The organism is Pradoshia sp. Z5_111, from assembly GCF_058267535.1.
On the sequence record NZ_JBZCPQ010000014.1, the window covers coordinates 14,920 to 39,877 of the forward strand.

Sequence of the window (24,958 nt, forward strand, 5' to 3'; positions counted from 1 at the left end):
GGATTTCATTTAAACTCCTACTTAAGAATCATTTTTATACGATATCCACATAATTCGTAGTAATCTTATATGTTTTATTGTAATATACATCTATCCAATCAACGGAGGGATCTCATCATGATACAAATTATTAGTTATGGTCTTATCGTCGGACTTCTCTTAGGCTTTGTCTTACAAAGAGGACGTTTTTGTGTTGTCGGAGCATACCGTGACCTTCTTCTCGCTAGGGATGGACGCATGTTTCTCGCAACAATGATCGTTATTGCCATTCAGGCAATTGGTGTATATGCACTTGCAGCTAACGGAATCATCACCATCCAAGCGGATGCATTTCCGTGGTTAGGAACGATCGTTGGTGGATTTATCTTCGGAATTGGTATGGTTCTAGCCGGAGGATGTGCTACTGGCACCTGGTATCGGGCTGGTGAAGGGTTAATTGGGAGCTGGATTGCATTAGGCGGCTATGCACTTAGTGCCGCGATGACAAAGTTTGGGATATTAAGCGCAGTGGGCGGAAATGTACTATCCTATAGAACAAGCGATACGTATATCCATGAAACTTTCAACCTATCTCCATGGGTACTTGTCATTGCTTTTGCATTACTTATTGGCTTTTTCGTATACCGTAACTTAAAACAGCCTAAGCTGCCATCTTTTAAAATGAAACAACAGAAAACAGGGATTGCCCATATTTTATTTGAAAAACGCTGGCACCCATTCATCACGGCGCTGCTCGTCGGTCTCATCGCTATTCTTGCATGGCCTTTAAGTGAAGCAACAGGGCGAATGGCCGGTCTTGGGATCACAACTCCAACCGCACAGTTGTTAACATTCTTTGTTAATGGTGATACATCCCTATTAAACTGGGGAGTTTTCCTTGTACTTGGCATCGGCCTTGGATCCTATATTGCCGCTCGCGGCAGCAATGAATTCAAATGGCGCCTTCCGGATAAAAGAACACTTGCATACAATGCTAGCGGTGGACTTATCATGGGGTTTGGTGCATCGCTTGCAGGCGGATGTACCATCGGAAATGGGCTTGTAAATACTGCTCTTTTCACATGGCAGGGCTGGGTTGCTGTTGTCTTCTTCTTATTAGGAACATGGACGGCTACTTACTTTACAATTATTCGAAAACAAAAGAAACAAAAAGCAGGTGCCGGCAATACAGCGGTGGCCTAATTTAATAGGAGGGTATACATTATGGCAAAAGTACTCGAAACAAACGGAATGGTTTGCCCCTTCCCACTAGAAGAGGCGAAAGTGGCAATGGCAGAAATGGCTGTTGGCGAAGAATTAATCATCAATTTTGATTGCACGCAAGGAACAGAAAGCATTCCGCGCTGGGCCGCAAAAGAAGGTCATGCAATTACTAATTTTGAACAAACAGGCAGTGCCGAATGGCAAATCGTCTTGAAAAAAGGCCAATAAATTAAAGAAGGGCAGTCGCATAAATTTATTAGCGACTGCCCCTTGTTAATTCACCACAAAGTCTCTCCTATTAGCAATGCCTTCAATTGTTCTTTCGGTAACTGTCTTCTGCTCCACTCATCCAATAATCGCTCTAATGCTTCTGGTCCTGTATCATCAGCCAATCGATAGGCACCGTAATGCATAGGGATAAAATAGTCCCCTTTCAATTCTAAAAATGCTTTGATAGCATCTTCAGGATTAATATGAGAGCTTGCCATAAACCATTCAGGCTCATATGCTCCAATTGGCATAAGGACATAATTGAGTTGGAACTTCTCCGCAATATCTTTAAATCCTCTGAAATAACCTGTATCTCCAACAAAATAGACCGTTTCAGATGTATTGACTTTTTCAATCACCCATCCTCCCCAGTGGGAAGTATTCATATCAAAAGCCCCTCGTCTTGTCCAATGCTGCGCAGGAACAAAATGAAAGAATACATCTCCATGTTCGAATGTCTCCCACCAGTTTGCTTCATGAACTTTCCCATACCCTCTTTTTAAGAAAGCTTTCCCTAGACCGATGGGTACATAATAAACCGGGTCACCCTTCAATTTTTGGATGGTCGGGAAATCCAGATGATCATAATGTCCATGAGAAATTAAAACGGCATCGATTGATGGTAGGTCATCTATCTTCAAACCCGGTTCTGTCAGTCGGGTTTGAACACCCATCCGCCTCGCCCAAACTGGGTCAGTCAAAATATTTATCCCTGCCATTTGAATTAAAAAGGTTGAATGGCCAATCCAGGTTATAGAAGTTCGGGATTGATTTCTTTTTAGCTCCTCAATCTGCGGGTTATCAACACGGCTAATTTGAGTTTTTAAATCCTTTTGTTTTCTCCGCCGTTCTTTATTCCACCGATACATATCCAGAAATGTATGATCATTCCCTACGCGATCAAGATTTTCAAATTTTTTCATCATATAGATACAATCCCTCACTCTTCTTTATAAACCCAGTGAAATGTATTTAATCTCTAAATATTCATCTATTCCATAATGGCTTCCTTCTCTGCCCAGTCCACTCTCTTTAAATCCTCCAAAAGGTGCCTGCGCTGTTGAAGGCAACCCATCATTAACTCCAACAATCCCATATTCCAGATTTTCAGCTATCCAAACAGCCTCTCGAATATTATCAGAGAAAACATAAGCAGCCAATCCAAATGGTGTATGATTTGCACGTTCGACTGCTTCTTCAACTTGATCAAACACTGAAATTGGAGCAATTGGGCCAAATGTTTCTTCTTTCATACACAGCATATCATCAGTCGCGCCTGATATAACTGCAGGAGTGATAAAATGTCCTGGCATGTCTTTCTGAATAGTTCCACCCGTAAGAATGGTTGCTCCTTTTTCTTTCGCATCATCGAGGTGAGACATAACCTTTTTTACGGCCTCCTCATTTATAAGCGGGCCAATAGTATTTCCCTTTACCATCCCATTGCCGACCTTTAATTGTTTGACTTTTTCCGTATATAGATTCGTAAATTCATCCATAACGGATCTTTGGACAAATATCCGATTGGCACATACACATGTCTGGCCGGCATTACGGAATTTGGAATCAATCGCTCCATCAACAGCCCTCTCAATATCTGCATGTTCTGTCACGATAAATGGTGCCAGTCCGCCAAGTTCGAGAGAAATCTTTTTCACTGTATCTGCAGCATCTTTCATTAAAATCTTCCCTACTTCAGTCGAACCGGTGAATGTAATTTTGCGGACTCTTGAATCCTTCTGCCAAACAGACACGATACGCTTTGCATCACCTGTAACAATGTTAATGACTCCGGCAGGGATATCAGCTTTTTCAGCCAACTCAATTAATTTCAAGGCTGTGAATGGTGTTTCTTCAGATGGCTTCAGAACAACCGTACATCCTGCTGCCAGTGCCGGTGCCACTTTTCTCGTAATCATAGCAGCCGGAAAATTCCAGGGCGTAATCGCTGCTATCACCCCGACAGGTTGTTTTTGAACGAATATCCGTTTATTAGGTGAAGATGCCGGGATTGTCTCGCCATATACACGTCTACCCTCTTCGGCAAACCAGGTAATAAAACTGTTGGCGTAGCGTAATTCCCCTTTCGCCTCTTCAAATGGCTTACCCTGCTCAAGCGTCATAATTTCTGCTAATTCATCTATATGTACATCTATTAACCTGGACCATTCCCGGAGTTTTGTACTCCGCTCCTCTGCAGTTAATTTTGACCATGTCCCTCCACTCTTATAAGCGGCCTCAACCGCATCCTTTGCATCTGATTCCGATCCATTTGGAACGCTTCCTATCACCTTGCATGTAGCTGGATTATATACACTTATTGTATTTTCACTGTCTCTCCATTCTCCATTAATATACATTTGTTGTGGAAAGCATACACTCTTCATCCCACTATTCCCCTCCCTAAAGTAAAAAATATACTATTTACTAGTTTCCCATTCTTTTTTAACTAAAAACAATCATATGTTTCTCCCTTGCGAATTGAATAAGGAAATAGAGCAAAATCAATAGCAATATCCATATTAATCCATTAAAATGAGAATAAGACAGTTTTTATAATTTTTGGAGGTTATGAGATTGAAGAATCCTCAACGAAAGAAAAAGAAAAAAAAGCCATCCGTTAATACTCGTACAAATATATTACTTTTTGTTGTCTTCCTATTATTTACAGCCTTAATATTACGTTTAGGATTTTTACAGATTGCCCATGGTGAATCCTTCAAAAAAGAAGTCGAAAGAACAGAGGATATTACCGTTAATAAACCAGTCCCACGCGGCCTGATTTATGATAAAAATCATAAATTAATAGTTGATAATCAACCTACCAATGCAATCACCTATACGCGCAGTAAAACAGCAAAAACAAAAGAAATGGTAGAGACAGCCGAGAAACTATCTGAATTAATCATTATAAGTAAAGATGACCTAGAAGATATAAAAGAACGGGATCTCAAAGACTTTTGGATTATTATGAATCCAAAGGCGGCAGGAAAAAAAGTAACAAAAAAAGAGCTTGCGGATAAGAAGGATAAAGAATTATATAAACTTCAGCTCGAGCGTATCACTGAAGAGGAGTTATCTTCATTCACAAAGGCAGAGTTAAAAACTCTCGCTGTATTCCGTAAGTTTAACAGCGGAACATATTTGACTCCACAAATTGTTAAGAATAAGGACGTCACCGATGAGGAAATGGCTCGGGTCACTGAGAATCTGGATGAATTACCAGGAGTCGATACCTCAGTCGATTGGAATCGTGAATATCCGTTTGACAGTACTTTAAGATCTATCCTTGGCAGAACAACCTCATCTGATGAAGGTCTTCCAAAGGAAAAAGTCGAATATTATTCTTCCCGTGGATACAGCCTTAACGAGCGTGTTGGTGTTTCAAACCTTGAGCTTCAATATGAAGATATTTTGCATGGCCAAAAAGCCAAGTCAAAAAACAAACTCGATAAAAGCGGAAATATTTTATCTACAGAAGAACTTAGTGACGGTCAACGGGGAAAGGACCTAGTCCTAACACTTGACATAGATTTTCAAAAGAAAGTGGAAACCATTATTGAAGAAGAGTTAAGAGCTAAAAAGGCAGCATATTATGCGCCTTATCTAGATCGAGCATTTGTTGTAGCTATGGATCCTAATACAGGCGAAATATTAGCGTTAGCAGGCAAACAATATGTTTGGGATGATGAAAAAAATAAGTATGAAATGAAGGACTTTGCCCAAGGAACCTATACAACTGCCTATGCCATGGGGTCAGCCGTCAAAGCAGCCACCGTATTAACCGGTTATCAGGAAGGGGTTCTTAGTCCGGGAACCACTCTTTATGATGCACCAATGATAATAAAAGAAACTCCGATAAAAAAATCCTATACAAATATGGGATACGTTTCCGACTTAACTGCCTTACAGCGATCATCCAATGTGTATATGTTTAAAACAGCTATTGCAATTGGTGAAGGTAATTATGTTCCGAATGGACCATTATCTGTTAAACCTGAAGCATTTGATATTATGCGAAATCATTTCTATGAGTTCGGATTGGGTAGACGAACAGGTATCGATTTACCAGGAGAACAAATTGGCTACAAGGGTACAGAATTTGGTGCCGGTAAACTGATGGACTTGGCGATCGGGCAATATGACACATATACTCCGTTGCAGCTTGCCCAATATATCTCTACCATCGCCAATGGTGGATATCGTGTTCAGCCTCGTGTTGTTAAGGAGCTTCGTGAACCAGTACTTGAAAAAGGCCAACTTGGACCAATATTCCAAGAAATTGAACCTAAATTCCAAAACCAATTGAGTATGAACGAAGATTGGATCAATCGTGTTAAAGAAGGGTTACGGCTTGTTACCCAAACTTCAAGAGGAACCGGCTCCAGAGAAATGGGTGGAGAACCATATAGACCAGCTGGCAAGACAGGGACAGCAGAAGCCTTCTATGATGGACCAAAATGGACACCAGGAACCGAACAACCGGAAACATGGAATATCACATTTGCTTCATATGCACCACATGATAATCCGGAAATCGCCATAAGTGTTGTCGTACCATGGGCGTATCAATCCAATGGGCATCGGATGAATATGGATATTGGGAGAAAGGTATTTAGAGCCTACTTTGGAATGGAAAAAGAGAAGGAAGTGAATTAAGGAGACATCCCTTACAAAAAGACATGATACAATACATTCTATTTGAGACATCGCCCAACTTTTAGACGAATAAGCTCCTTCTTTATATAGACACATATACTATAGGGAACCAGGTTCAGAAGGAGTGAATGGAATGTCAAATGAATATGATCAACAGAATGTAAACTTCCCAAATGAAATGAGACAACAAAGCTATTATGGCAGTGGTTATGGACATGGACAACACGGTGGCGGCTATGGGCAACATGGTCATTATGGTGGTGGTATGGGCCATCATCAACATCATCATCACGGATATCACGGTGGTATGGGATACCCTCATTATTCAGGCGGAGGATATGGACACTACATGCCTTACCATCATGGCCATCATCACGGATATGGCGGAGGTCACGGATTCCCACACCACGGCTGGCAGGGACAGCAATGGGGCCAAGGACAGCAGTGGGGTCAAGGATGGGGCCAAGGACAATCAGGTTATGGAGGCTTTTCATCTCAAGGACGCGATCCGTATTCCTATGAGGAATTTGACATGGACCCATCACAATATACAAACCCATATTACCAATATTAATAGATAAAACACACAGGTTTATCCAATCTGTGTGTTTTTTTCGTAAAATTTATCCAGATTAACTTTACGCTTTCAAGGGTAAAAACCTTCAATAAGCTTATTAAGTACTTAGAAAGGAATTTTTCTCATGAAAGAGCTCTCGATAACTGAAAAACAGGTTTCTAGTGCCAACTTCCAATTTGTATTCCCATTTTCTCTTATACGCGGAAAGGAAGATGATTTGGTCGAGAAGTTGAAAAAAAATCAGTTTAAATGGTTTAGACTGGATAACCTTGAAAAAGAAGATGATTTCTATGGCAGGTTTGAAATAAATCACGAGAACATGGAAAATTTTTTTCTTCCTTTTACAAATCGAATTATGTTTCCTAAAAAGGAGGATGGGAAAGGATTTCAACGGTATTCCAGAATGTATCAGGTTTCTGGTACCTTACAAACAAAGTATTGCAACACAAGATTTGTAGTTGAATCCATTGATATAACCGTGTGTCCATATCAATTAGGTTTTTTAACCGTCCGTGTTCATTTGGATGAACAGGATCAATCTTTGAATCTTTCTGAAGTCATTCATTTTGCTTCAGAATTTAGAATCATGGAACAAAATCAGCCGACTTCCAAAATAATCTATGAAGATCAGGAGTTCGACCATGTTGAGCGGTTTTTACTAGATTGTCTCATGCCTGAGATAAAAAAATATATGGATGATAGCACTGAAGATAATGCGTACTTTGAATCCTTCCCATTTTTTGAAAATAATCATTTATACGTCCAGTCCTTGATTGGATTGGTACCTGATGAAAAAATTGAGGATTACGATGTTTACCGATTAGGTAATCTGGATGGATATTCTCAAAATAAAAAGCCATATATCAGTTGCAATAATCAACAATTTATTGATCGATATATGGAGTCGATCGTTTATACCCGTTGGGCACCGTTTACTTATTACATACCCGATGAGCAGGGAATTGCTTGTATAACCAATCGTACAAATGAAGCATTTAATAATATTGCCAGTACTTTTTATGGCGAATACTATTACGGATTAATGCTCACTTTATTTCATAAAATCACCTTGCTTAAGGTGGCAAACGAATATTCACGTGTAAGAATTTCACAGGATACAAAACAAGTAGAAAAATTAATTCATGCCATCAATGCCTTCTCATCCAATTATTATTTCTTCGAACTGGCAACCAACTCGAAGGGCCGTGATATTTTTATCCGGCTAAGAGAAAGGTTTAAGGTAGACGATTTATTTGAGGATACTCGTGCAACGCTGCAAAGTTTAAATCAATATCAAGAAAATTTCACATCCAAGCAAGGCAATATGCTTTTACAAATTTTAACTCTCTATTCTGTCATAACAGGAATATTCGGAATGAATCTAGTATCAGAACAGCTTAAAGGGAATATTAATTGGTCCAGTTTATTATCGAGTTATAATCGGCTCGAATACTTAGCATTATTTGTAACACTAACCGGTGTATTTATCTCCATTATCTTAGGACTTAGATTTATTTTTTTATGGATAATAGATAAAAGGGACCGTAAAAAATGGAGAAAGGAAATTGAATATCCAAATACAAAATAAATTTTATACCAGATAAACCTCCGTTTACATCAATGCAAACGGAGGTTTTTTTATACTCTCGCTCTCTAACTAAAACATAAAGATTTAACTTCAGATTAACCCATGAATCAAAGGCCTGATTTACCTACTGTAACTTTTGGACGACCAATTTGCGATCAAGTATTGCAACGATTTATAATCCAGCAGACCTGTAATCAATTGAATAATATTCCTTAGTTAACTAATACTAACGTTTATCAATTAAGGTTTAGGTGATAGATATGAATTTCTTTAAAAAGAGAACGGAAAGTCAAACTAACGAACAAGAACAATCAAACGAGGCATCTGCTCCAGATATACGGAGCTTACAAACAACCTGTCATGTAGAAGATAATATTGAAAAACTGAAAACAGCCTTCTCTAGTACACAAGATTTTGATACTCGTTATTTCTCAAATGGTGATCAAAAATATGGCTTGGCATTCATCAGGACAATCGTTAAAAAGGATATTATCGATCACTTTTTGATAGAACCATTAGTGGTTAACTCTTCACTCATCCCTGCTAACCTACCGGTGGCACATGTGTCTGCCTATACTTCTTTTAACGATATTATCAGTAATATGTTGGAGGGAAATATTGCTCTGTTTAAAGATGGCGATACAACCTGCTATTTAGTTGAAGCAGCAAATTTTAAGACACGCTCTATTGAGGAACCTGCATCGGAACAAAGTATACGTGGTTCTCATGAAGGGTTTGTAGAGAAAATTGAAGATAATTTAAATCTGATAAGAAAAAGGGTCAAAACCGAGAACTTGGTGGTTAAAACAAAAACACTGGGTTCAAATCCAAAGGCTACAGCCGCTCTTGTTTATATAAAAGGAAAAGCAGACCCGGCGGTTCTAGAAAAAATAGAAAAAAAATTAGATTCTATCCACATTGATAAGGCCATCAATACGGAAGTTATTCAAAATTATATAGAAGATTATGTTTACTCACCGTTTCCTCAAATCTTAAATACAGAAAAACCCAATCGGGTTGCAAATCACTTATCAATGGGTACCATTGGCTTAATGACTGAAGGAAGCTCCACTGTCTTCCTGATGCCAGTTACATTCTTTTCTTTTTTCCATGCAGCTGATGATATTGAAAGTCGGTTTTATATAAGTTCATTCGAAAGACTTTTACGCCTGTTTGCTTTATTTCTAGCTATTACCTTGCCATCCTTTTATATCGCGCTTGTATCATTTGATTTTGAGATTATTCCATTAAACCTTGTCGCTAATGTTAAAGGGTCATTGGAGAATATTCCCTACTCTCCTTTAATTGAGGCTCTTATTATGGTGGTCATCTTGGAGCTTCTTAAGGAATCCGCCATCCGTTTACCCAGTTCCGTTTCACCAACGATTGGTGTGGTAGGTGCTTTGGTCATAGGTACGGCAATTGTTCAGGCTAACCTGGTTTCTAATACGATGTTAATCGTGATTGCGATTACAGCCATTTCGGCATTTACTATTCCAAATCAGGAAGTCGCACAAATGATACGTATTCTAAACATCCCACTCATCATCATAACTTATATTTTTGGCTTAGTTGGAATAGCTATTGGATTCACTTTAATTATCTATCATTTATGTGAATTAGAATCTATGGGAAAACCTTATTTAGCACCGGTCGCACCGTTTAATTTTAAAAGCTTGTCGAAAATGCTATTCAAAATACCATTTAAGAAGGAGAGTTAAATGGACTATGATGGCTTCTAATAAAAAGTTATTATCTGCTCACCAGTTATACTTTTTAACCGTACAATCCGTTAGCTCTGTCATGATTTTTGCCATTCCTTATCTCGTTAATGAGCATAGTAAACATAATGCCTGGATATCTGCCATCTTCACTTTAATCTTCTTTCAACTAATTGGCTGGGTCATCTTTTCATTGCATAAACGATTACCTGATAAGAATTTATTCCAAATGACAGAGATCTTAACAAGCAAATGGATCGGAAAAATAATGAATTGGCTGTATATCATCTATTTCATTGGCCTTGCTACCTATACGGTTTTATATTTTACGTATTTATCAAAGGAATGGACACTGCCTGTCACACCGCTATTTGTTGTTTACCTAATCTTTATTTTAATGGGACTCTATATAGCCAAAGGGACGATAACTACACTCGCGCGGTTCAGCGGCATAACATTACTGGCGTTAACAGGCTTTCTCCTGTTCTCTATTTCTTTTGCCATTCCTAAAATGCATCTTTTATTTCTACTGCCAGTTGGGGATGTTCCAGTTACTAAAATTTTGAATGGTTCATATCATATGGGGATTGGTTATGCAGGCCTAAGTTCATTACTTGTATTATTACCACTTCTTCAAGACAAGTTAAAAACAAAAAAAAGAGTAATTACTTTTTCAATCCTGACTATTTCATTGATTTATCTTTTTTTATTAGTAGTCTGTCTTGCCCATTTCGGTACATATGCATTAGGTCTAGTTCCAATTCCAGTTCTCTATTTACTAAAAATATTGACCGTACTTAGCATTTTTGAACGGATGGATTTGATTATAATGTGCGCCTGGATTGCTCCAATGCTCGTTTCCTATGTCCTATATATTTTTATGGCAGGAATAGGAATATCAGAAAATACTCGATTCAAGAACAAAAAAATGATTGTATTGGTTATTACTTTGATAATCTCATTTCTATGTGTTCTTTTTCCGGAAGCGCAGGATAACATGATTCGTCTTAATAATTATTTGCTACCCTTCACTTATTTGTTCATGATAGGTTTTCCCATTCTTCTACTGGCTATTGCTATGATTCGAAAAATAAATGAAAGTCATCAAGATCAGGCAGGTGATTGATCCGTGAAACTATTAAAGATAGGTTTAATATTATCCATATTGATTGCTACCACAGGATGCTGGGACCAAAATTTTTTATCTAAAACTTCCCTGGCATTCAGTTTAGGTTTTGACAAAGCTAAAGGCCCGGAATCACTGGAATTAATTACAATTATCCGTGCATTAAAGCCTGCAGGCGGGGGACAAATAGAACCCTATAATACAAGTTATAATGTAAAGGGAGCATCTCCATTAATTTTAAGGGAAAAAATGAATCAAATTACGCCCGGCGAATTCTCAATAAATAAATTAAGTAATGTTTTAATAGGCGAGGAATTGGCGAAAACAGATATCTATCCCCTGCTGGATGTGTTATATCGTGATGCAAAAAGTAATGTAAACGCAAAAGTCTTGATTACAAAAGGAAAATCACGAGACATTTTAAAAGACGAGTATATTAAGGGCACTTTAATTAGTAGAGCCTTACAAGAGTTACTCGACAGTGCAGAAGACCATTCCATTATTCCAGAGCAATCATTAGCTACGATTATGCCTGCCATGTTTGATCCAGGTCAGGATTTTGTCGTTCCCTATGTAGAAAAACTTAAGGGTGGCCTGGTAAAAGTAAAGGGAGTAGCTTTATTCGATAAATTAAGGTATACCGGAAAAAATTTAATTGGGGAGGACTCTTCTTTATACTTATTAATGGTTGGCAAAGAAGGAACCTATACTCAATTTACAATAAATAATCCGGAGAAAAAAAATGAAATTGATGAAAAGGTTAGCTTTTTTATTCGAAAAAACACACATAAAATAAAATTAAAAATTAAGGACTCTAAACCGGTCTATTCGGTTTCCTTAAACTTAAGGGTTTCTGTAGCTGAATATACAAAGGGATTGCTCGAAGATGACGAAATTAAAACCCTTGAAGAGCATATATCCAAGGACTTGACGAAACAAGCTAAAAAAGTAACTGATACGTTAGTGAAAAGCAATTGCGATGCACTCGCGCTTGGCCGTAAGCTGATGGTTAAGGATCCAAAATTGTTTGATGAGTATAAGAAGAATGGAATGTTAGATTTAAAAAAAGTCGAGATTAACCCAACTGTTAAAATAAAAGTTGTGGACAATGGAATTTTAGATTGAAATAGATTTTTATAAGAGCGAGGAAGATGTATGAATACTGCTCAATATATTTTCAATAAACTTCATTTAGTTGCTCGTCTGATTATTATTATCGTTGGCATTATTCTGGTCTATGGAATCCTTATGCATCTGATTGAGCCTGAAACATTTTCCAATATTGGGGAGGGAATATGGTTTACCATTGAATCAATTACAACTGTGGGGTATGGAGAAATTGTACCCAAAACTCTTATAGGGAGATTAACTGCCAGTACATTAATCTTAATTGGTGCAGCATTTGTTTCTTACTACTACGCATCTATGTCATCCTATGTGATTAAACGGCAGACAGCCCTGCAGCTTGGTTCTGCCATCTATACAAAGCGTAAGCATCTTATTATAGTTGGTTGGAATGAATGTACTAAAATGCTAATCGATACATGGCATAAGGAGAATCCACGAAGAAATATAGTCATCATAGACGAGACATTAGAATCTCATCCTATGCCAGACACTCATATCTTTTTTTTGAAAAATGACAGTACAAATGAACAGACATGGATTCATGCAAATGTAACCGAAAGTGAATTCATCATTTTAACAGCAGATCGCTCGAAAACTGAACGTGCTTCTGATTTGCATGTCATCGCTTCTTTACTGTGTATTAAAGGCCTTTATCCAGAAGCCACTTGTATCTGTGAAATAATGGCTCCCTTTCAAATGAAAAACGCCAAACGGGCTGGTGCAGATCGTATTATTGCGACTAACACGATTATTAGCCAATCCATTATAAAAACAGTAGAACAAGAGCCGTTCTAAAAGATAAATTTATTTAGTTTACTCATATCCCAACACGGCAATTTCCGCTTCATTTACTAATGCTCTGCCTAAATCTAAATATCTTTCCAAACCCGAATCACCACCATACATGTTATCTGATGGATTTGAGTCACATTCATCGGAATATGGATAATGATTCATATAAAATTGGACACCTGTTTTAGCTTCATAAGATAATAAATAAGGAGTTCCAAAGCGGATTACTCCGTTTTTATCTTCTATGGATCCTTTAATTGTAGTAAAGGGAATCCTAATATAGTTTGATTTATTACCGCTATCCATTAGATAATCAAAATAACCATGCTTATAATCCCAGTTTCCGCCAACGATAAACCCATGGCTTCCAAGCTGATGATGGGCATACACATAATTTGTTATAGCATTTGTAAGACGTGATGGTATTTCAATCATGTTATCCCTTCCTTCCTCTAGATCCTTTATTAATATCCACTGATAGAAGGAAAGGTATGTCTGGTATTGGCAGCCTTCAACACCTAATATTCTCAACTATGGTACATATAAAAAATACCCGGTTCATTTACCGGGTATTTTTTGCACGAACATAATATTAAGAATTTAATCGTTTTTCAAGCTCAGCTTTCTTTTCTTCAAAGCCAGCTTTGCCAAGTAAAGCGAACATATTAACTTTATATGCTTCGACACCTGGTTGATCAAATGGATTTACCCCCATTAAATAGCAACTCATTGCGCATGCTTTTTCGAAGAAGTAGACCATATAACCAAATGTATATTCATCAAGTGCCGGAATGCTCACAACCAAGTTCGGAACTCCGCCATCTGTATGAGCTAGTAATGTACCCTCAAATGCCTTATTATTCACGAAATCTACTGTTTGTCCAGCTAAATAATTGAGGTTATCCAAATCATTTGCTGCCTCTTCAAGAACTAATTCATGGCGTGGTTTTTCTACTTTTATAACTGTTTCAAACAGATCTCTGCGACCTTCCTGTACGTATTGTCCTAATGAGTGAAGATCAGTTGAGAAGTTCGCAGAAGATGGGTAAACTCCTTTTTGATCTTTTCCTTCACTTTCACCAAAGAGCTGTTTCCACCACTCGGAGAAATACTGTAAGGATGGCTCATAGTTAATCAACATCTCAATGGTCTTCCCTTTACGATAAAGAAGATTACGAACAACTGCATATTGATATGCCTCATTGTTCTCTAATTCAGATTCCGAATAATCTTGCTCAGCTGCGGCTGCACCTTTCATGATAGCATCGATATCCGCTCCGCTTGCAGCAATCGGCAGTAATCCAACAGCTGTAAGAACAGAATAACGTCCGCCTACATCATCAGGAATGACAAATGTTTCAAAGCCTTCTTCATCAGCAACTGTTTTTAAAGCTCCTCTAGCTTTATCTGTAGTTGCATAAATGCGGCCCTTTGCTGCTTCTGCGCCATATTTTTCTTCCAATAGCTTACGGAAAATACGGAAGGCAATCGCTGGTTCAGTAGTTGTACCGGATTTAGATATAACATTAATCGAGAAATCTTTTCCTTCAAGAAGATCCATTAAATCGCGCATATATGTAGAACTGATATTGTTACCTGCAAAAATGATTTGCGGAGCTTTACGCTTTTCACTAGGCAGAATATTAAAGAAGCTGTGTTGAAGCATTTCAATTGCCGCTCTAGCTCCAAGATAAGATCCGCCAATCCCAATAACTAATAAGATATCAGAATCGTTTTTAATCTTTTCTGCTGCTTTCTTTATACGTGCAAACTCTTCTTTATCATAATCAGAAGGCAAGGATAACCATCCAAGATAATCACTACCAGCCCCTGTTTTTTCATGAATCGTATGATGCAGTTGCTTTACAGTATCCTTCATATAAGACACTTCATGCTCTTGGAAAAATTCCAACGCTTTTGAATAATCAAATTTAATATGAGTCATTTTTTGTCCTCCATTCAGTTTCCTCATTCTCACTTTACAGAATCCGAAAATGATAATCAAGTTGCGACTAATAGCTTCAAAAATTTCAAACGCTTACATTTCGTAACATTGAGAAAAAGGTCTTACAGGAAGACCTTTTTTTCAAACTATAAAGATGCTTTGAGAATAGATAGTACATCCTCTTTATTAAGCTTTTTAAAGTTTCCGAACTCACCATTCACCATTGCTTTGTCTGCTATTAACTCTATTTTGGAATCGTCTATATCATAATCAGCCAATCGGGATGGAGCACCGATTCCTGTCCAGAAATCTCTTATATTACGGATACAATCATTAGCAATTTCCTCTTTTGATTTACCAGCTGGATCAACGTCAAATACCTCAGTTCCCAATCTGACTAACTTATCAAGATTTTCGTGCATACAGTGCTTCATCCAGTTTGGAAATAGGATTGCCAGACCTCCTGCATGAGGAATATCATAGACAGCTGACACAGCATGTTCGATATTATGCGTTGCCCAATCGCCACGGATACCCACACTCAATGTACCATTTAAAGCCACCGTTCCACAGTAAAGAATTGTTTCCCGATACTGATAATTTTCCATATCGTTCAGTAATTTCGGAGCCGTTTCTTTAACTGTTTTTAATACTGATTCACACATTCTATCCTGTAAAGGAGTATTTTCTGTGTGGTTAAAATACGTTTCCAGTACATGTGACATCATATCAACCATTCCATAAATCGTCTGATCGCGAGGAACTGTGAACGTATTAACCGGATCCAGGATAGAAAACTGAGGGTATGTATAGGGTGAACCCCACCCGTGCTTCTCCTGTGTCTCCCAATTTGTAATCACACTGCCAGAGTTCATCTCAGAGCCTGTGGCTGCCAGTGTTAAAACTGTACCAAACGGCATAGCGCCCTTTACCTTAGCCTTCTTCGTGACTAAATCCCATGGATCTCCCCCATACACAACACCTGCCGCTATTGCCTTCGTACAATCAATAACACTCCCTCCGCCAATAGCCAATAGGAAATCAACCTCATTTTCTCTGCATATATCAATCCCTTTGCGAACAGTAGAGATACGCGGATTTGGTTCAACCCCGGATAATTCATGATAGGTTAGTTCTCTGTGCTTCAGCTCATCAACGACACGGTCATATAAGCCATTCCTCTTTATGCTTCCCCCACCATAAATTAATAAAATATTTTTTGAATCGGCTGGTATTAAATTTTTCAGTTCTTTAACTGTATCCTTACCAAATACTAAATTTGTCGGATTTTTATATGTAAAATTTTGCATAATTCTATTTCCTCCTTATTATTCCGTTTTCTTTATCTTTAATTCCTTTAATTTCATTAATAAAACCTAAAATCATGTATAATATTTTCTTTTTTTAACCACTCTATAACTGAACCATGCTTTTTGAAGGAGGAAATCAAATGAGTGGTATACAACGTACCGCACTTGTCTTAACAATTATAGGCGCCATTAACTGGGGACTGATCGGATTTTTCCAATTCGATTTGGTAGCTACTGTTTTTGGGGGCGGAAGCCAAGCTGGTGGTTTCGCACGTGTTATTTATGCACTTGTTGGAATTGCAGGCCTTGTCAATCTTGGATTATTATTCAAGCCAAGCGAACAAACAAGCAGCCAGGAACAACCAAATCCATCAAAATCATAATATCTAGAATAGGCCCATCCCTTTATTTGGATGGGCCTATTCATTTATACAGACAATACCTTCTTAATTTTTGAAATCGCCCAATCAAGTTCTTCTTTGGTAATGATAAGTGGTGGGGCAAAACGGATGACATTATCATGAGTTTCCTTACATAATAAGCCCTCATTCTTTAACCGTTCACAATATGGGCGTGCTGCTTCCGTTAATTCCATACCAATAAATAAACCGCGACCTCTGATTTCCTTTATAATTGGATTTTCAATCTTCCTTAATTCTTCACTCAGATAGGCTCCCAGCTGTTCGGATTTTTCAGCCAAATTCTCTTCAACTAACACATCAATAGCTTCCATAGATACTGCGCAGGCCAATGGATTACCACCAAAAGTAGATCCATGGGATCCCGGATTAAAAACATCAAGAATATCATGATTGGCCAGAATGCAGGAAATTGGGAATACTCCGCCACCAAGGGCCTTCCCTAAAATATAAATATCAGGAACAACATCCTCCCAATCACAGGCAAACATTCTGCCCGTTCTGCAAAGCCCTACCTGAATCTCATCTGCGATAAATAACACATCATTATCCTTACATACTTCATACGCTTCCTTAAGGAACCCTTCAGAAGGTATATTAATTCCTGCTTCACCTTGGATTGGCTCAATCAAAAAGCCTGCTGTATTGGGCGTAATCGCTTCCTTTAAAGCTTCTATATCGCCAAAGGGGATAAGCTTAATGCCTGGCAGCATAGGACCAAAACCTCGTTTATATTCCTCATCAGAAGAAAGAGAAACAGCAAGCATCGTTCTGCCATGAAAGTTCCCAGTGCAGGCAATAAATTCTGCCTTGTCCTTCTCTACTCCTTTTACGTCATAGGCCCATCTTCTCGCAGCTTTAAAAGCTGTTTCTACCGCCTCAGCACCAGTATTCATAGGAAGTGCTTTATCTTTGTTTGCAAGCTTGCATATTTTTTCATACCATGGACCAAGCTGATCATTATGAAAAGCTCTTGAAGTCAGAGTCACACGATCTGCTTGCTCCTTTAAAGCTCGAATAATTCTTGGGTGACGATGTCCCTGGTTTACAGCCGAATAAGCACTCAGCATGTCCATATATCGGTTTCCCTCTGGATCCTTCACCCAAACACCCTCAGCTTCTGCTATAACAATCGGCAATGGGTGATAGTTCCTGGCACCATATTGTTCTGTTTGTTCAATCACTTCGTTGGAAACAGTTGTCTTTGTCACATGAATCGGCCCCCTATCTAAGTTTTTCATTCGTATAAGGTATAATTCCATTCGACTAAAAACCCATTTAAACGATAATTGAGTCTTGTCTATATTATCCGATAATTCACGAACAATTGGAATTAATAACTGTTTACAACAGAAAAACTGCCCTCATCACAGTCGAAACAAGTGATGAGGGCAGTTTCTGCATTTCTATTCAATTATTTTTTAATAAGATCTTCGCGTTTGGATTGTTCAATCCACTCTTCCAATTTATCTTTAAGTGTATTGAATCCTTGTGGTGTTTCAGCAGGCGGAATTTTAACTGAACTTTGTTGAGATTTTTTCTTAGGCTTACGAGCTTCCTGTTTAACTGCTGGCGGCTCTTCTGTAGCACGGATAGATAAAGCGATTTTTCCAGCTTCTTCATTAACGGAAAGAACTTTAACTTTAACTTCATCGCCTAATTTTAACTGATCATTAATATCTTTCACAAACCCGTACGTAATTTCAGAAATATGAACGAGTCCTTGTGTATTTTCGTCTAAGGCAACGAATGCTCCATAAGGCTGAATGCCAGTTACTTTACCGGTAAAAATTTGACCTACTTCATATTTTGTAGTCATAATAACACTCCTATAAATGTTTAAATTTTTCGTTTATATACGCAATATAAAATTATAGCATAATGTTGAAACATTATCAAAAATGACCTATACACTCTTCTATTTTTATTTACCCTATCGCCTAATAATAAACACCTTTCCCGACAGGAATAACTTACCTGCTCAATCAGATTTAATATTCTGGCAATTATTCCTGTATAATGCTACTATTATACGATTAATAAGATTACAAGCTATGAGGTGCATACATGCAAAAACATGAACAATGGTCATCAAAGATTGGATTTATTTTAGCTGCTGCCGGTTCAGCAATTGGACTGGGTGCCATTTGGAAATTCCCCTACATGGCTGGAACAAATGGCGGTGCAGCCTTCTTCCTTTTATTTATTGCGTTCACACTTTTTATCGGTGCTCCTATTTTAATTGCCGAATTTGTCATTGGACGAAATGCACAAAAAGATGCAGTCAGTGCCTATAAAGTTATAGCCCCTAATTCTAAATGGTTTTTATTGGGGTGGATGGGTGTAATTGCTTCCGTTCTGTTGCTATCCTTTTACAGTGTGGTAGGCGGCTGGATTTTATCCTATCTAGGCAGAAGTCTACTTGGGCAGATAACAGGGGTAGCTAATTATGAATCATTATTTAATAACATTATTGAAAATCCATATGAATCAATCATTTCTCAGATTCTGTTCATATTATTGACAATATGGGTGGTTCAGGGAGGAATCAAAAAAGGGATTGAACGGGCAAGCAAGTATATGATGCCGGCATTATTCATTTTGTTTATTATATTGGCCGTTCGGTCGTTAACCCTGGATGGAGCTATGGAAGGTGTTAGATTCTTCTTGCAGCCAGACTTCAATAAAATCACTGGTGAATCCGTATTGCTGGCACTTGGACAAGCCTTTTTCGCTCTTAGTGTGGGAACATCTGTAATGGTAACCTACGCTTCCTATTTGCCGAAAAACGAGAATTTGATGAAATCCGGCTTTTCTGTTGTGGGATTAAATATTTTAATCTCCTTATTAGCAGGACTTGTTATTTTCCCTGCCGTATTTGCGTTGGGATATGATCCTGCATCAGGTCCAGGGCTAGTTTTTGTCATACTGCCAGCTGTATTTAATGAGATCGCATTCGGAGGATTTTTTATGATCATCTTTATGGTCTTATTGTTATTTGCGACTCTTACCTCCGCCTTTTCCATTTTGGAAATTGTTGTAGCAGTCATTTCAAAAGAAAATCCCGAGAAACGAAAATCTTCCGCATGGCTGGCTGGAATCATCACCTTCATTGTTGGGATTCCGAGTGCTTTATCCTATGGAATCTTAAGCGATGTTCATATTGCAGGTAAAACTTTCTTTGATCTGGCAGATTTTATTGTTTCAAATCTTGCCCTGCCGCTCGGTTCGCTGTTTATTTCTATATTTATAGGTTACGTTATGGATAAAAATGCAGTCAGAACAGAGTTACAAAATGGCTCGAAATTGAAATACTGGATGTTTAACGGTTGGTATATCTTAGTCCGTTACGTATGCCCAGCCGCAATTTTATTAGTCTTCCTGAACTCTATTGGAATTATTTAGTAAGGTGGTAGAATATAAGGAGAACTATTAATATCGGGAGGGATTGATAATGGCTACAATTGGAGAAAATATTCGTAAGTACAGAATTGACAAAGGAATGAGTGTGGAAGAGCTAGCATTACGCTCCAGAATTGGCACTCACAAACTTAAGCAATACGAGGAAAATGAATTGATACCAAGCCTCCAGGTTCTTCTGACTATTTCAACTGCATTGGATTGCCCTGCCTCTGAACTAATGGAGCACGCCAATCCAACAGGACCATGCCAACTAGATCCCGAACTCCATACCCTCATCAATACAATGGGACAAAAACGAGCAAAACTAATACTAAAGAAAACCCAAGACATAACAGAAGCCGAATTTTTGAGGATAATGGGGAATTTAAAAGGCTGAAGGGCCTTAAGACTTAAACCAAAGAATAGGACGCCACACTGTGTGGCGTCCTATTCTTTTTGACCAAAATTCTGTTTTAGATACTTATAAAAGGGATGCCAACCAATTTAATAATCGTGCCTGGCTGGAATTTTGTCTGGGTCAGCTGAATTATTCAAGAGTTTGGCTGGATTAATGTAAAAATCGGCTGGATTATTATAGGATTCGCCTGGATTCCCATCCAACTTGGCTCTATTTCTATTAAAATACGTTTTATTTAAACCCCCAAGTCAGCAAACAAAATGCAGATATTCCATTGAATAGCCTGATTGTTGATAGTCTGCTATAGAAAAGCTGAGCTACTCAACACCTATGGGACACCTATGACCGACCTTTACCCGGGTATAGGTGCCTGAAAGGTAGGTGAAGTATGAAGGATAGCTGCTTTGCTACACCTACGAGGCACCTTTGACCGACCTTTACCCGGGTATAGGTGCCTGAAAGGTGGGTGATGTATGGTGGATAGCTGCTTTGCTACACCTACGAGGCACCTTTGACCGACCTATACCCGGGTGTAGGTGCCTGAAAGGTGGGTGATGTATGGTGGATAGCTGCTTTGCTACACCTACGAGCCACCTTTGACCGACCTATACCCGGGTGTAGGTACCTGAAAGGTGGGTGAAGTATGGAGGATAGCTGCTTTGCTACACCTACGAGCCACCTACGACCGACCTTTACCCGGGTATAGGTGGTTGAAAGGTGGGTGAAGTATGGAGGATAGCTGCTTTGCTACACCTATGAGGCACCTTTGACCGACCCACACTTCACCTACGCCCGACCAAGCCTTTTGAATCAAATTGGACACACATCCCTATCACAAAACAAAGGGCAACCATAAGTCCATTTAACGACTTATAGTTGCCCTCATTTTCTATATTTAAAAATCTTTTCCCTATACTCAGAAAACTCTTTGTATAAGTCCACAAGGAAATTATGAATGGTTGTTTAAAAACCGTTCAATTCTGGTTAAGGCTTCCCGTAATTGATCGATAGATGTAGCGTAAGAGCAACGGATATGCCCTTCTCCTCCTATACCAAATACACTGCCTGGCACGACTGCCACCTTTTCCTCGATCAATAATTTTTCTGCAAATTCCTCGGAGCTCATACCAGTAGATTCAATGGATGGAAAGGCATAAAATGCTCCGCCCGGCGTGTGGCACTTCAAACCAATCTCATTAAATGAACTAACAATATAATTTCTGCGATGATTATAGCTCATACGCATTTCTTCCACATATCTCGCTCCATATCGCAGAGCCTCCAACGCAGCATATTGGGCAGATGTAGGAGCGCACATAATAGCGTACTGATGGATTTTCAGCATTGCTTCAGAGATTTCCTTGTTTGCACAAACAAAACCAAGCCTCCAGCCTGTCATAGCAAATCCTTTTGAGAATCCTGATATTAATATCGTCCGTTCATACATTCCTTCAATGGCCGCAAAGCTAGTATACGCTTCATCATAAACGAGTTCCGCATAGATTTCATCGGAAATCACAAGAACATCATGTTTAATAGCAATTTCAGCTAATGCTTTCAAATCATCCTTAGACAATTGGGTTCCTGTTGGATTATTGGGTGAACAAATCATAATAGCCTTTGTTTTCGGTGTTATAGCTGCTTCTAACTGTTCGGGTAGCAGTTTAAAATCAGATTCTTTCATGGTTCCAACTGAAACAGGCTTACCTCCTGCCAATGCCACTAATGGAGCATAGGATACGAAGCATGGTTCAACGACTATTACTTCTTCTCCTGGGTTGAGAATGGCTCGCAAGGCGATATCGATTGCCTGACTTGCACCGACAGTTACGATAATTTGATCCTCAGGGGAGTATGTTACCTGGAAACGCCTGCTCATATAGGCTGCGATTTCCTCACGTAAATCAAGTAATCCTGCATTGGCTGTATAAGATGTATACCCTTCTTCCATCGAAAGGATAGCAGCTTCCCTGTATCGCCATGGAGTAACAAAATCCGGCTCACCTACACCAAGCGAAACGATACCTTCCATGCCTGCTGCCAAATCGAAAAATTTACGTATTCCGGATGGCTTCATTTCTCGAGCCGTATCAGAAAGATAACTCGTTTTAATCATGGAGTTATCACAATCCTTTTATCCTCATCAAGAGGTGCAAATACAGTCCCATCATGTTTATACTTTTTAAGAATAAAATGAGTCGTTGTAGAAATAACTGAATCAAGAGTCGATAATTTGTCCGAAACAAATCGTGCTACCTCATTCATCGACTTGCCCTCAATGACCACAGATAAGTCATATGCACCTGACATTAAATAAACGGATGTGACCTCTTCATAACGATAAATTCGTTTTGCTGTCTCATCAAAGCCTACGCCTCTTTTAGGGGTTACTTTCACATCAATCATGGCAGTAACTCCCTCATGATCTTTAACCTTAGACCAATCGACCAAAGCGGCATAGCCGACAATAATATTAGATTCTTTCAGTTTTTTTAAGGCTAGTTCAACTTCCTCTTTGGACATTGCTGTCATTTTTACTATATCATCCAGAGGGATTCTGGCGTTTTCTTCGAGAATATTCAAAATCTCAATTTCCTTAGCTGTAAGGTTCATACCCTCACCTCCATTTAAAAGTATCAATAGATATAAAGATATCTGAAAATTTAAATTAAACTTTTTCCATTATAACACTTATTCTATACATATGAATATGTAATCAATTATTTTCTCCTCACATACCCTATTAATTTGAGGAAACAAGCCAATTAATAAATCTTCGAAAACTGGCAGTCTGTAAATATATGATAAAATAAAGGAATCATATAAAGGCGGGGTGAGAAAATGAACAGTACAACAAATACAGAGACCATTTTAGATCGTAAAGGAACAGCTTCGTATAAATGGGATAACGTTGATTCATTATTCGCAGGCAGTGACTTATGGCCAATGTGGGTGGCAGACATGGACTGGGCTTCGCCTGTTCAGGTACAGGAAGCTTTAATTACCCGCATTCAGCACCCAATCTTCGGCTATACATTTGCCTCCGATTCTGTATACCAGGCTATTATAAATTGGATGAAGGAAAAGCATAAATGGCCTCTTGAAAAAGCAAATATTTCTTTTAGTCCAGGTGTAGTTCCGTCCTTAGCAGCAGCTGTTCTTGCATTTACTGAAGCAGGAGATCAAGTGATGATTCAAACACCTGTTTACGGTCCATTTCATAATGTCGTTAAAAGTAACGGAAGAACACTTGTTACCAATAGAATGAAAATCAACCAAAATCAATTTGAAATCGATTATGAGGACTTTGAAAACAAGCTTCGTGATGGAGTGAAATTATTCATCTTATGCAGCCCGCACAATCCTGGTGGAACAGTTTGGGCAAAGGAAGACCTGGAGAGAATGATCGGCCTATGTCAGCACTATCAAGTACCTGTCATTTCCGATGAAATTCACGCTGACCTGATTCTTCATGACAATATTCACACACCTGCCGGAATCATCAGCAAAGATGTTATTACACTGATGGCTCCTAGTAAAACCTTTAATATCGCTGGATTGCATGGCTCCCTGATTCTAAGCGAAAATAAAGAATACCTCTTAAAAATGGAACAGCAATTCCTCAAACAAGGTATTGGCGGCATTAATGTACTTGCCTATACTGCCATGGAAGCAGCCTATACACATGGTGCTGAGTGGTTGAGTGAGACAGTATCCAAAATTGAAGAGAATATTGAAATCCTGACTGATTATGTTTCTAAGCATTTACCGAAAATAAACATCATGATTCCTCAAGCATCTTTCCTTGTTTGGATCGATTTACGGGATTTAGGAATATCAGACATCGAAATTACAGAAAGGCTCATCCATAGAGGGAAATTAGCTCTTGAACCCGGTACGAAATATGGGCCAGATGGCGAAGGATTTGTTCGAATGAATATAGGATGCTCTAAAGAAACTCTCATTGAGGGCTTGCGCAGGTTGCACGAAGCATTCCAAGATCTACACTAATTATGTTACAGGCATTTGCCAATCAGTTTGGCAAATGCTTTTTTCGTTTTAATACGAATCCACTGAGATATTGGGCATAAAAAAACTGCACAATTTGCATGTGCAGCCATCATTGGATATTTTGCTCTTTTAATTTTTCTTCCAATTCTTTTGCCTTCTGTTCCTGCTTACGATTATAAACAATGATAAACCGCATCGTTAACACTGCAAACAATGTAAAAATGGCCATCGTTAATCCGGCTGGAATGTATTCTCTTTTATCTTCAGGAAAATACAAGAATAATCCTATAATAAACGCTAATGGCTGAGACATGTTTTGAGACATCCTTTCCTGATTTGAAAACATTTGAATTTTAACCATATTATAACACGACTAAAGTGAGTATAGG

General features: G+C 38.6%; 23 protein-coding genes. 13 read left to right on the forward strand and 10 right to left on the reverse strand.

From position 1 onward, the window contains the following. Positions 1–117 precede the first annotated feature (117 nt). Entirely contained in the window at positions 118–1,182 is a 1,065-nt protein-coding gene (locus AC4D4A_RS17900; RefSeq protein ID WP_490997112.1) for a YeeE/YedE thiosulfate transporter family protein, read from the forward strand. A gap of 21 nt (positions 1,183–1,203) precedes the next feature. Then, entirely contained in the window at positions 1,204–1,431 is a 228-nt protein-coding gene (locus AC4D4A_RS17905) for a sulfurtransferase TusA family protein (RefSeq protein WP_490997113.1), read from the forward strand. A gap of 50 nt (positions 1,432–1,481) precedes the next feature. Here AC4D4A_RS17905 and AC4D4A_RS17910 read toward each other — a convergent pair whose 3' ends face one another. Further along, positions 1,482–2,399: an MBL fold metallo-hydrolase gene (locus AC4D4A_RS17910; protein ID WP_490997114.1), complete on the reverse strand. Its 918-nt coding sequence runs from the start codon at positions 2,397–2,399 to the stop codon at positions 1,482–1,484. A gap of 24 nt (positions 2,400–2,423) precedes the next feature. Next, on the reverse strand, positions 2,424–3,860 hold the full coding sequence (locus AC4D4A_RS17915; RefSeq protein WP_490997115.1) for an NAD-dependent succinate-semialdehyde dehydrogenase: 1,437 nt from the start codon (positions 3,858–3,860) through the stop codon (positions 2,424–2,426). A gap of 190 nt (positions 3,861–4,050) precedes the next feature. On the opposite strand from AC4D4A_RS17915, the gene AC4D4A_RS17920 reads away from it, so the two are divergent. From AC4D4A_RS17920 to AC4D4A_RS17950, 7 genes are all read left to right on the forward strand, one after another. Further along, positions 4,051–6,132 carry a peptidoglycan D,D-transpeptidase FtsI family protein gene (locus tag AC4D4A_RS17920; RefSeq protein WP_490997116.1) on the forward strand — a complete coding sequence of 694 codons (2,082 nt, stop codon included), beginning with the start codon at positions 4,051–4,053 and terminating at the stop codon, positions 6,130–6,132. A 133-nt stretch (positions 6,133–6,265) separates the two neighbouring features. Next, positions 6,266–6,706: a hypothetical protein gene (locus AC4D4A_RS17925; RefSeq protein ID WP_490997117.1), complete on the forward strand. Its 441-nt coding sequence runs from the start codon at positions 6,266–6,268 to the stop codon at positions 6,704–6,706. A gap of 127 nt (positions 6,707–6,833) precedes the next feature. Then, entirely contained in the window at positions 6,834–8,297 is a 1,464-nt protein-coding gene (locus AC4D4A_RS17930) for a hypothetical protein (RefSeq protein ID WP_490997118.1), read from the forward strand. 260 nt (positions 8,298–8,557) lie between these two features. After that, positions 8,558–10,018: a spore germination protein gene (locus tag AC4D4A_RS17935; RefSeq protein ID WP_490997119.1), complete on the forward strand. Its 1,461-nt coding sequence runs from the start codon at positions 8,558–8,560 to the stop codon at positions 10,016–10,018. Positions 10,019–10,025: 7 nt separating this feature from the next. Further along, entirely contained in the window at positions 10,026–11,144 is a 1,119-nt protein-coding gene (locus AC4D4A_RS17940; protein ID WP_490997120.1) for a GerAB/ArcD/ProY family transporter, read from the forward strand. A 3-nt stretch (positions 11,145–11,147) separates the two neighbouring features. Further along, the gene (locus tag AC4D4A_RS17945) at positions 11,148–12,269 is read left to right on the forward strand and encodes a Ger(x)C family spore germination protein (protein ID WP_490997121.1); all 1,122 of its coding nucleotides are present in this window, start codon (positions 11,148–11,150) and stop codon (positions 12,267–12,269) included. A gap of 30 nt (positions 12,270–12,299) precedes the next feature. Further along, positions 12,300–13,067, forward strand: a complete 768-nt coding sequence (locus AC4D4A_RS17950; protein WP_490997122.1) for a potassium channel family protein — start codon at positions 12,300–12,302, stop codon at positions 13,065–13,067. Between the two features lie 18 nt (positions 13,068–13,085). On the opposite strand, the gene AC4D4A_RS17955 is transcribed toward AC4D4A_RS17950, so the two are convergent. From AC4D4A_RS17955 to AC4D4A_RS17965, 3 genes are all read right to left on the reverse strand, one after another. After that, positions 13,086–13,499, reverse strand: coding sequence for a YugN family protein (locus AC4D4A_RS17955; RefSeq protein WP_490997123.1), 414 nt, complete (start codon positions 13,497–13,499; stop codon positions 13,086–13,088). A gap of 157 nt (positions 13,500–13,656) precedes the next feature. Further along, a complete protein-coding gene (locus AC4D4A_RS17960) occupies positions 13,657–15,009 on the reverse strand; it encodes a glucose-6-phosphate isomerase (protein WP_490997124.1) in 1,353 nt (450 codons plus the stop codon). Between the two features lie 146 nt (positions 15,010–15,155). After that, positions 15,156–16,319, reverse strand: coding sequence for an iron-containing alcohol dehydrogenase (locus tag AC4D4A_RS17965; protein ID WP_490997125.1), 1,164 nt, complete (start codon positions 16,317–16,319; stop codon positions 15,156–15,158). A gap of 140 nt (positions 16,320–16,459) precedes the next feature. Between AC4D4A_RS17965 and AC4D4A_RS17970 the strand changes: the two genes are divergently transcribed. Then, a complete protein-coding gene (locus AC4D4A_RS17970) occupies positions 16,460–16,702 on the forward strand; it encodes a DUF378 domain-containing protein (protein ID WP_066106678.1) in 243 nt (80 codons plus the stop codon). A gap of 44 nt (positions 16,703–16,746) precedes the next feature. Here AC4D4A_RS17970 and AC4D4A_RS17975 read toward each other — a convergent pair whose 3' ends face one another. Next, positions 16,747–17,949, reverse strand: a complete 1,203-nt coding sequence (locus AC4D4A_RS17975) for an ornithine--oxo-acid transaminase (protein WP_490997126.1) — start codon at positions 17,947–17,949, stop codon at positions 16,747–16,749. 203 nt (positions 17,950–18,152) lie between these two features. Further along, positions 18,153–18,557, reverse strand: a complete 405-nt coding sequence (gene yugI / locus AC4D4A_RS17980; protein WP_490997127.1) for a S1 domain-containing post-transcriptional regulator GSP13 — start codon at positions 18,555–18,557, stop codon at positions 18,153–18,155. A 248-nt stretch (positions 18,558–18,805) separates the two neighbouring features. On the opposite strand from yugI, the gene AC4D4A_RS17985 reads away from it, so the two are divergent. Further along, entirely contained in the window at positions 18,806–20,143 is a 1,338-nt protein-coding gene (locus AC4D4A_RS17985) for a sodium-dependent transporter (protein WP_140461709.1), read from the forward strand. Between the two features lie 49 nt (positions 20,144–20,192). Next, the gene (locus AC4D4A_RS17990; protein WP_490997128.1) at positions 20,193–20,537 is read left to right on the forward strand and encodes a helix-turn-helix domain-containing protein; all 345 of its coding nucleotides are present in this window, start codon (positions 20,193–20,195) and stop codon (positions 20,535–20,537) included. Positions 20,538–21,507: 970 nt separating this feature from the next. Here AC4D4A_RS17990 and AC4D4A_RS17995 read toward each other — a convergent pair. Both AC4D4A_RS17995 and AC4D4A_RS18000 read right to left on the reverse strand, forming a co-directional pair. Beyond that, on the reverse strand, positions 21,508–22,674 hold the full coding sequence (locus AC4D4A_RS17995) for an aminotransferase (protein WP_490997129.1): 1,167 nt from the start codon (positions 22,672–22,674) through the stop codon (positions 21,508–21,510). Next, positions 22,671–23,171 carry an Lrp/AsnC family transcriptional regulator gene (locus AC4D4A_RS18000; RefSeq protein ID WP_066106655.1) on the reverse strand — a complete coding sequence of 167 codons (501 nt, stop codon included), beginning with the start codon at positions 23,169–23,171 and terminating at the stop codon, positions 22,671–22,673. The genes AC4D4A_RS17995 and AC4D4A_RS18000 overlap by 4 nt, the downstream gene beginning before the upstream one ends. 228 nt (positions 23,172–23,399) lie before the next feature. On the opposite strand from AC4D4A_RS18000, the gene AC4D4A_RS18005 reads away from it, so the two are divergent. Beyond that, positions 23,400–24,569 (forward strand): MalY/PatB family protein, encoded by a 1,170-nt coding sequence (locus tag AC4D4A_RS18005; RefSeq protein WP_490997130.1) that lies wholly within the window; start codon positions 23,400–23,402, stop codon positions 24,567–24,569. 109 nt (positions 24,570–24,678) lie between these two features. On the opposite strand, the gene AC4D4A_RS18010 is transcribed toward AC4D4A_RS18005, so the two are convergent. Continuing rightward, complete coding sequence (locus AC4D4A_RS18010; RefSeq protein WP_490997131.1) at positions 24,679–24,882, reverse strand: hypothetical protein; 204 nt, start codon at positions 24,880–24,882, stop codon at positions 24,679–24,681. Positions 24,883–24,958: the final 76 nt, after the last annotated feature.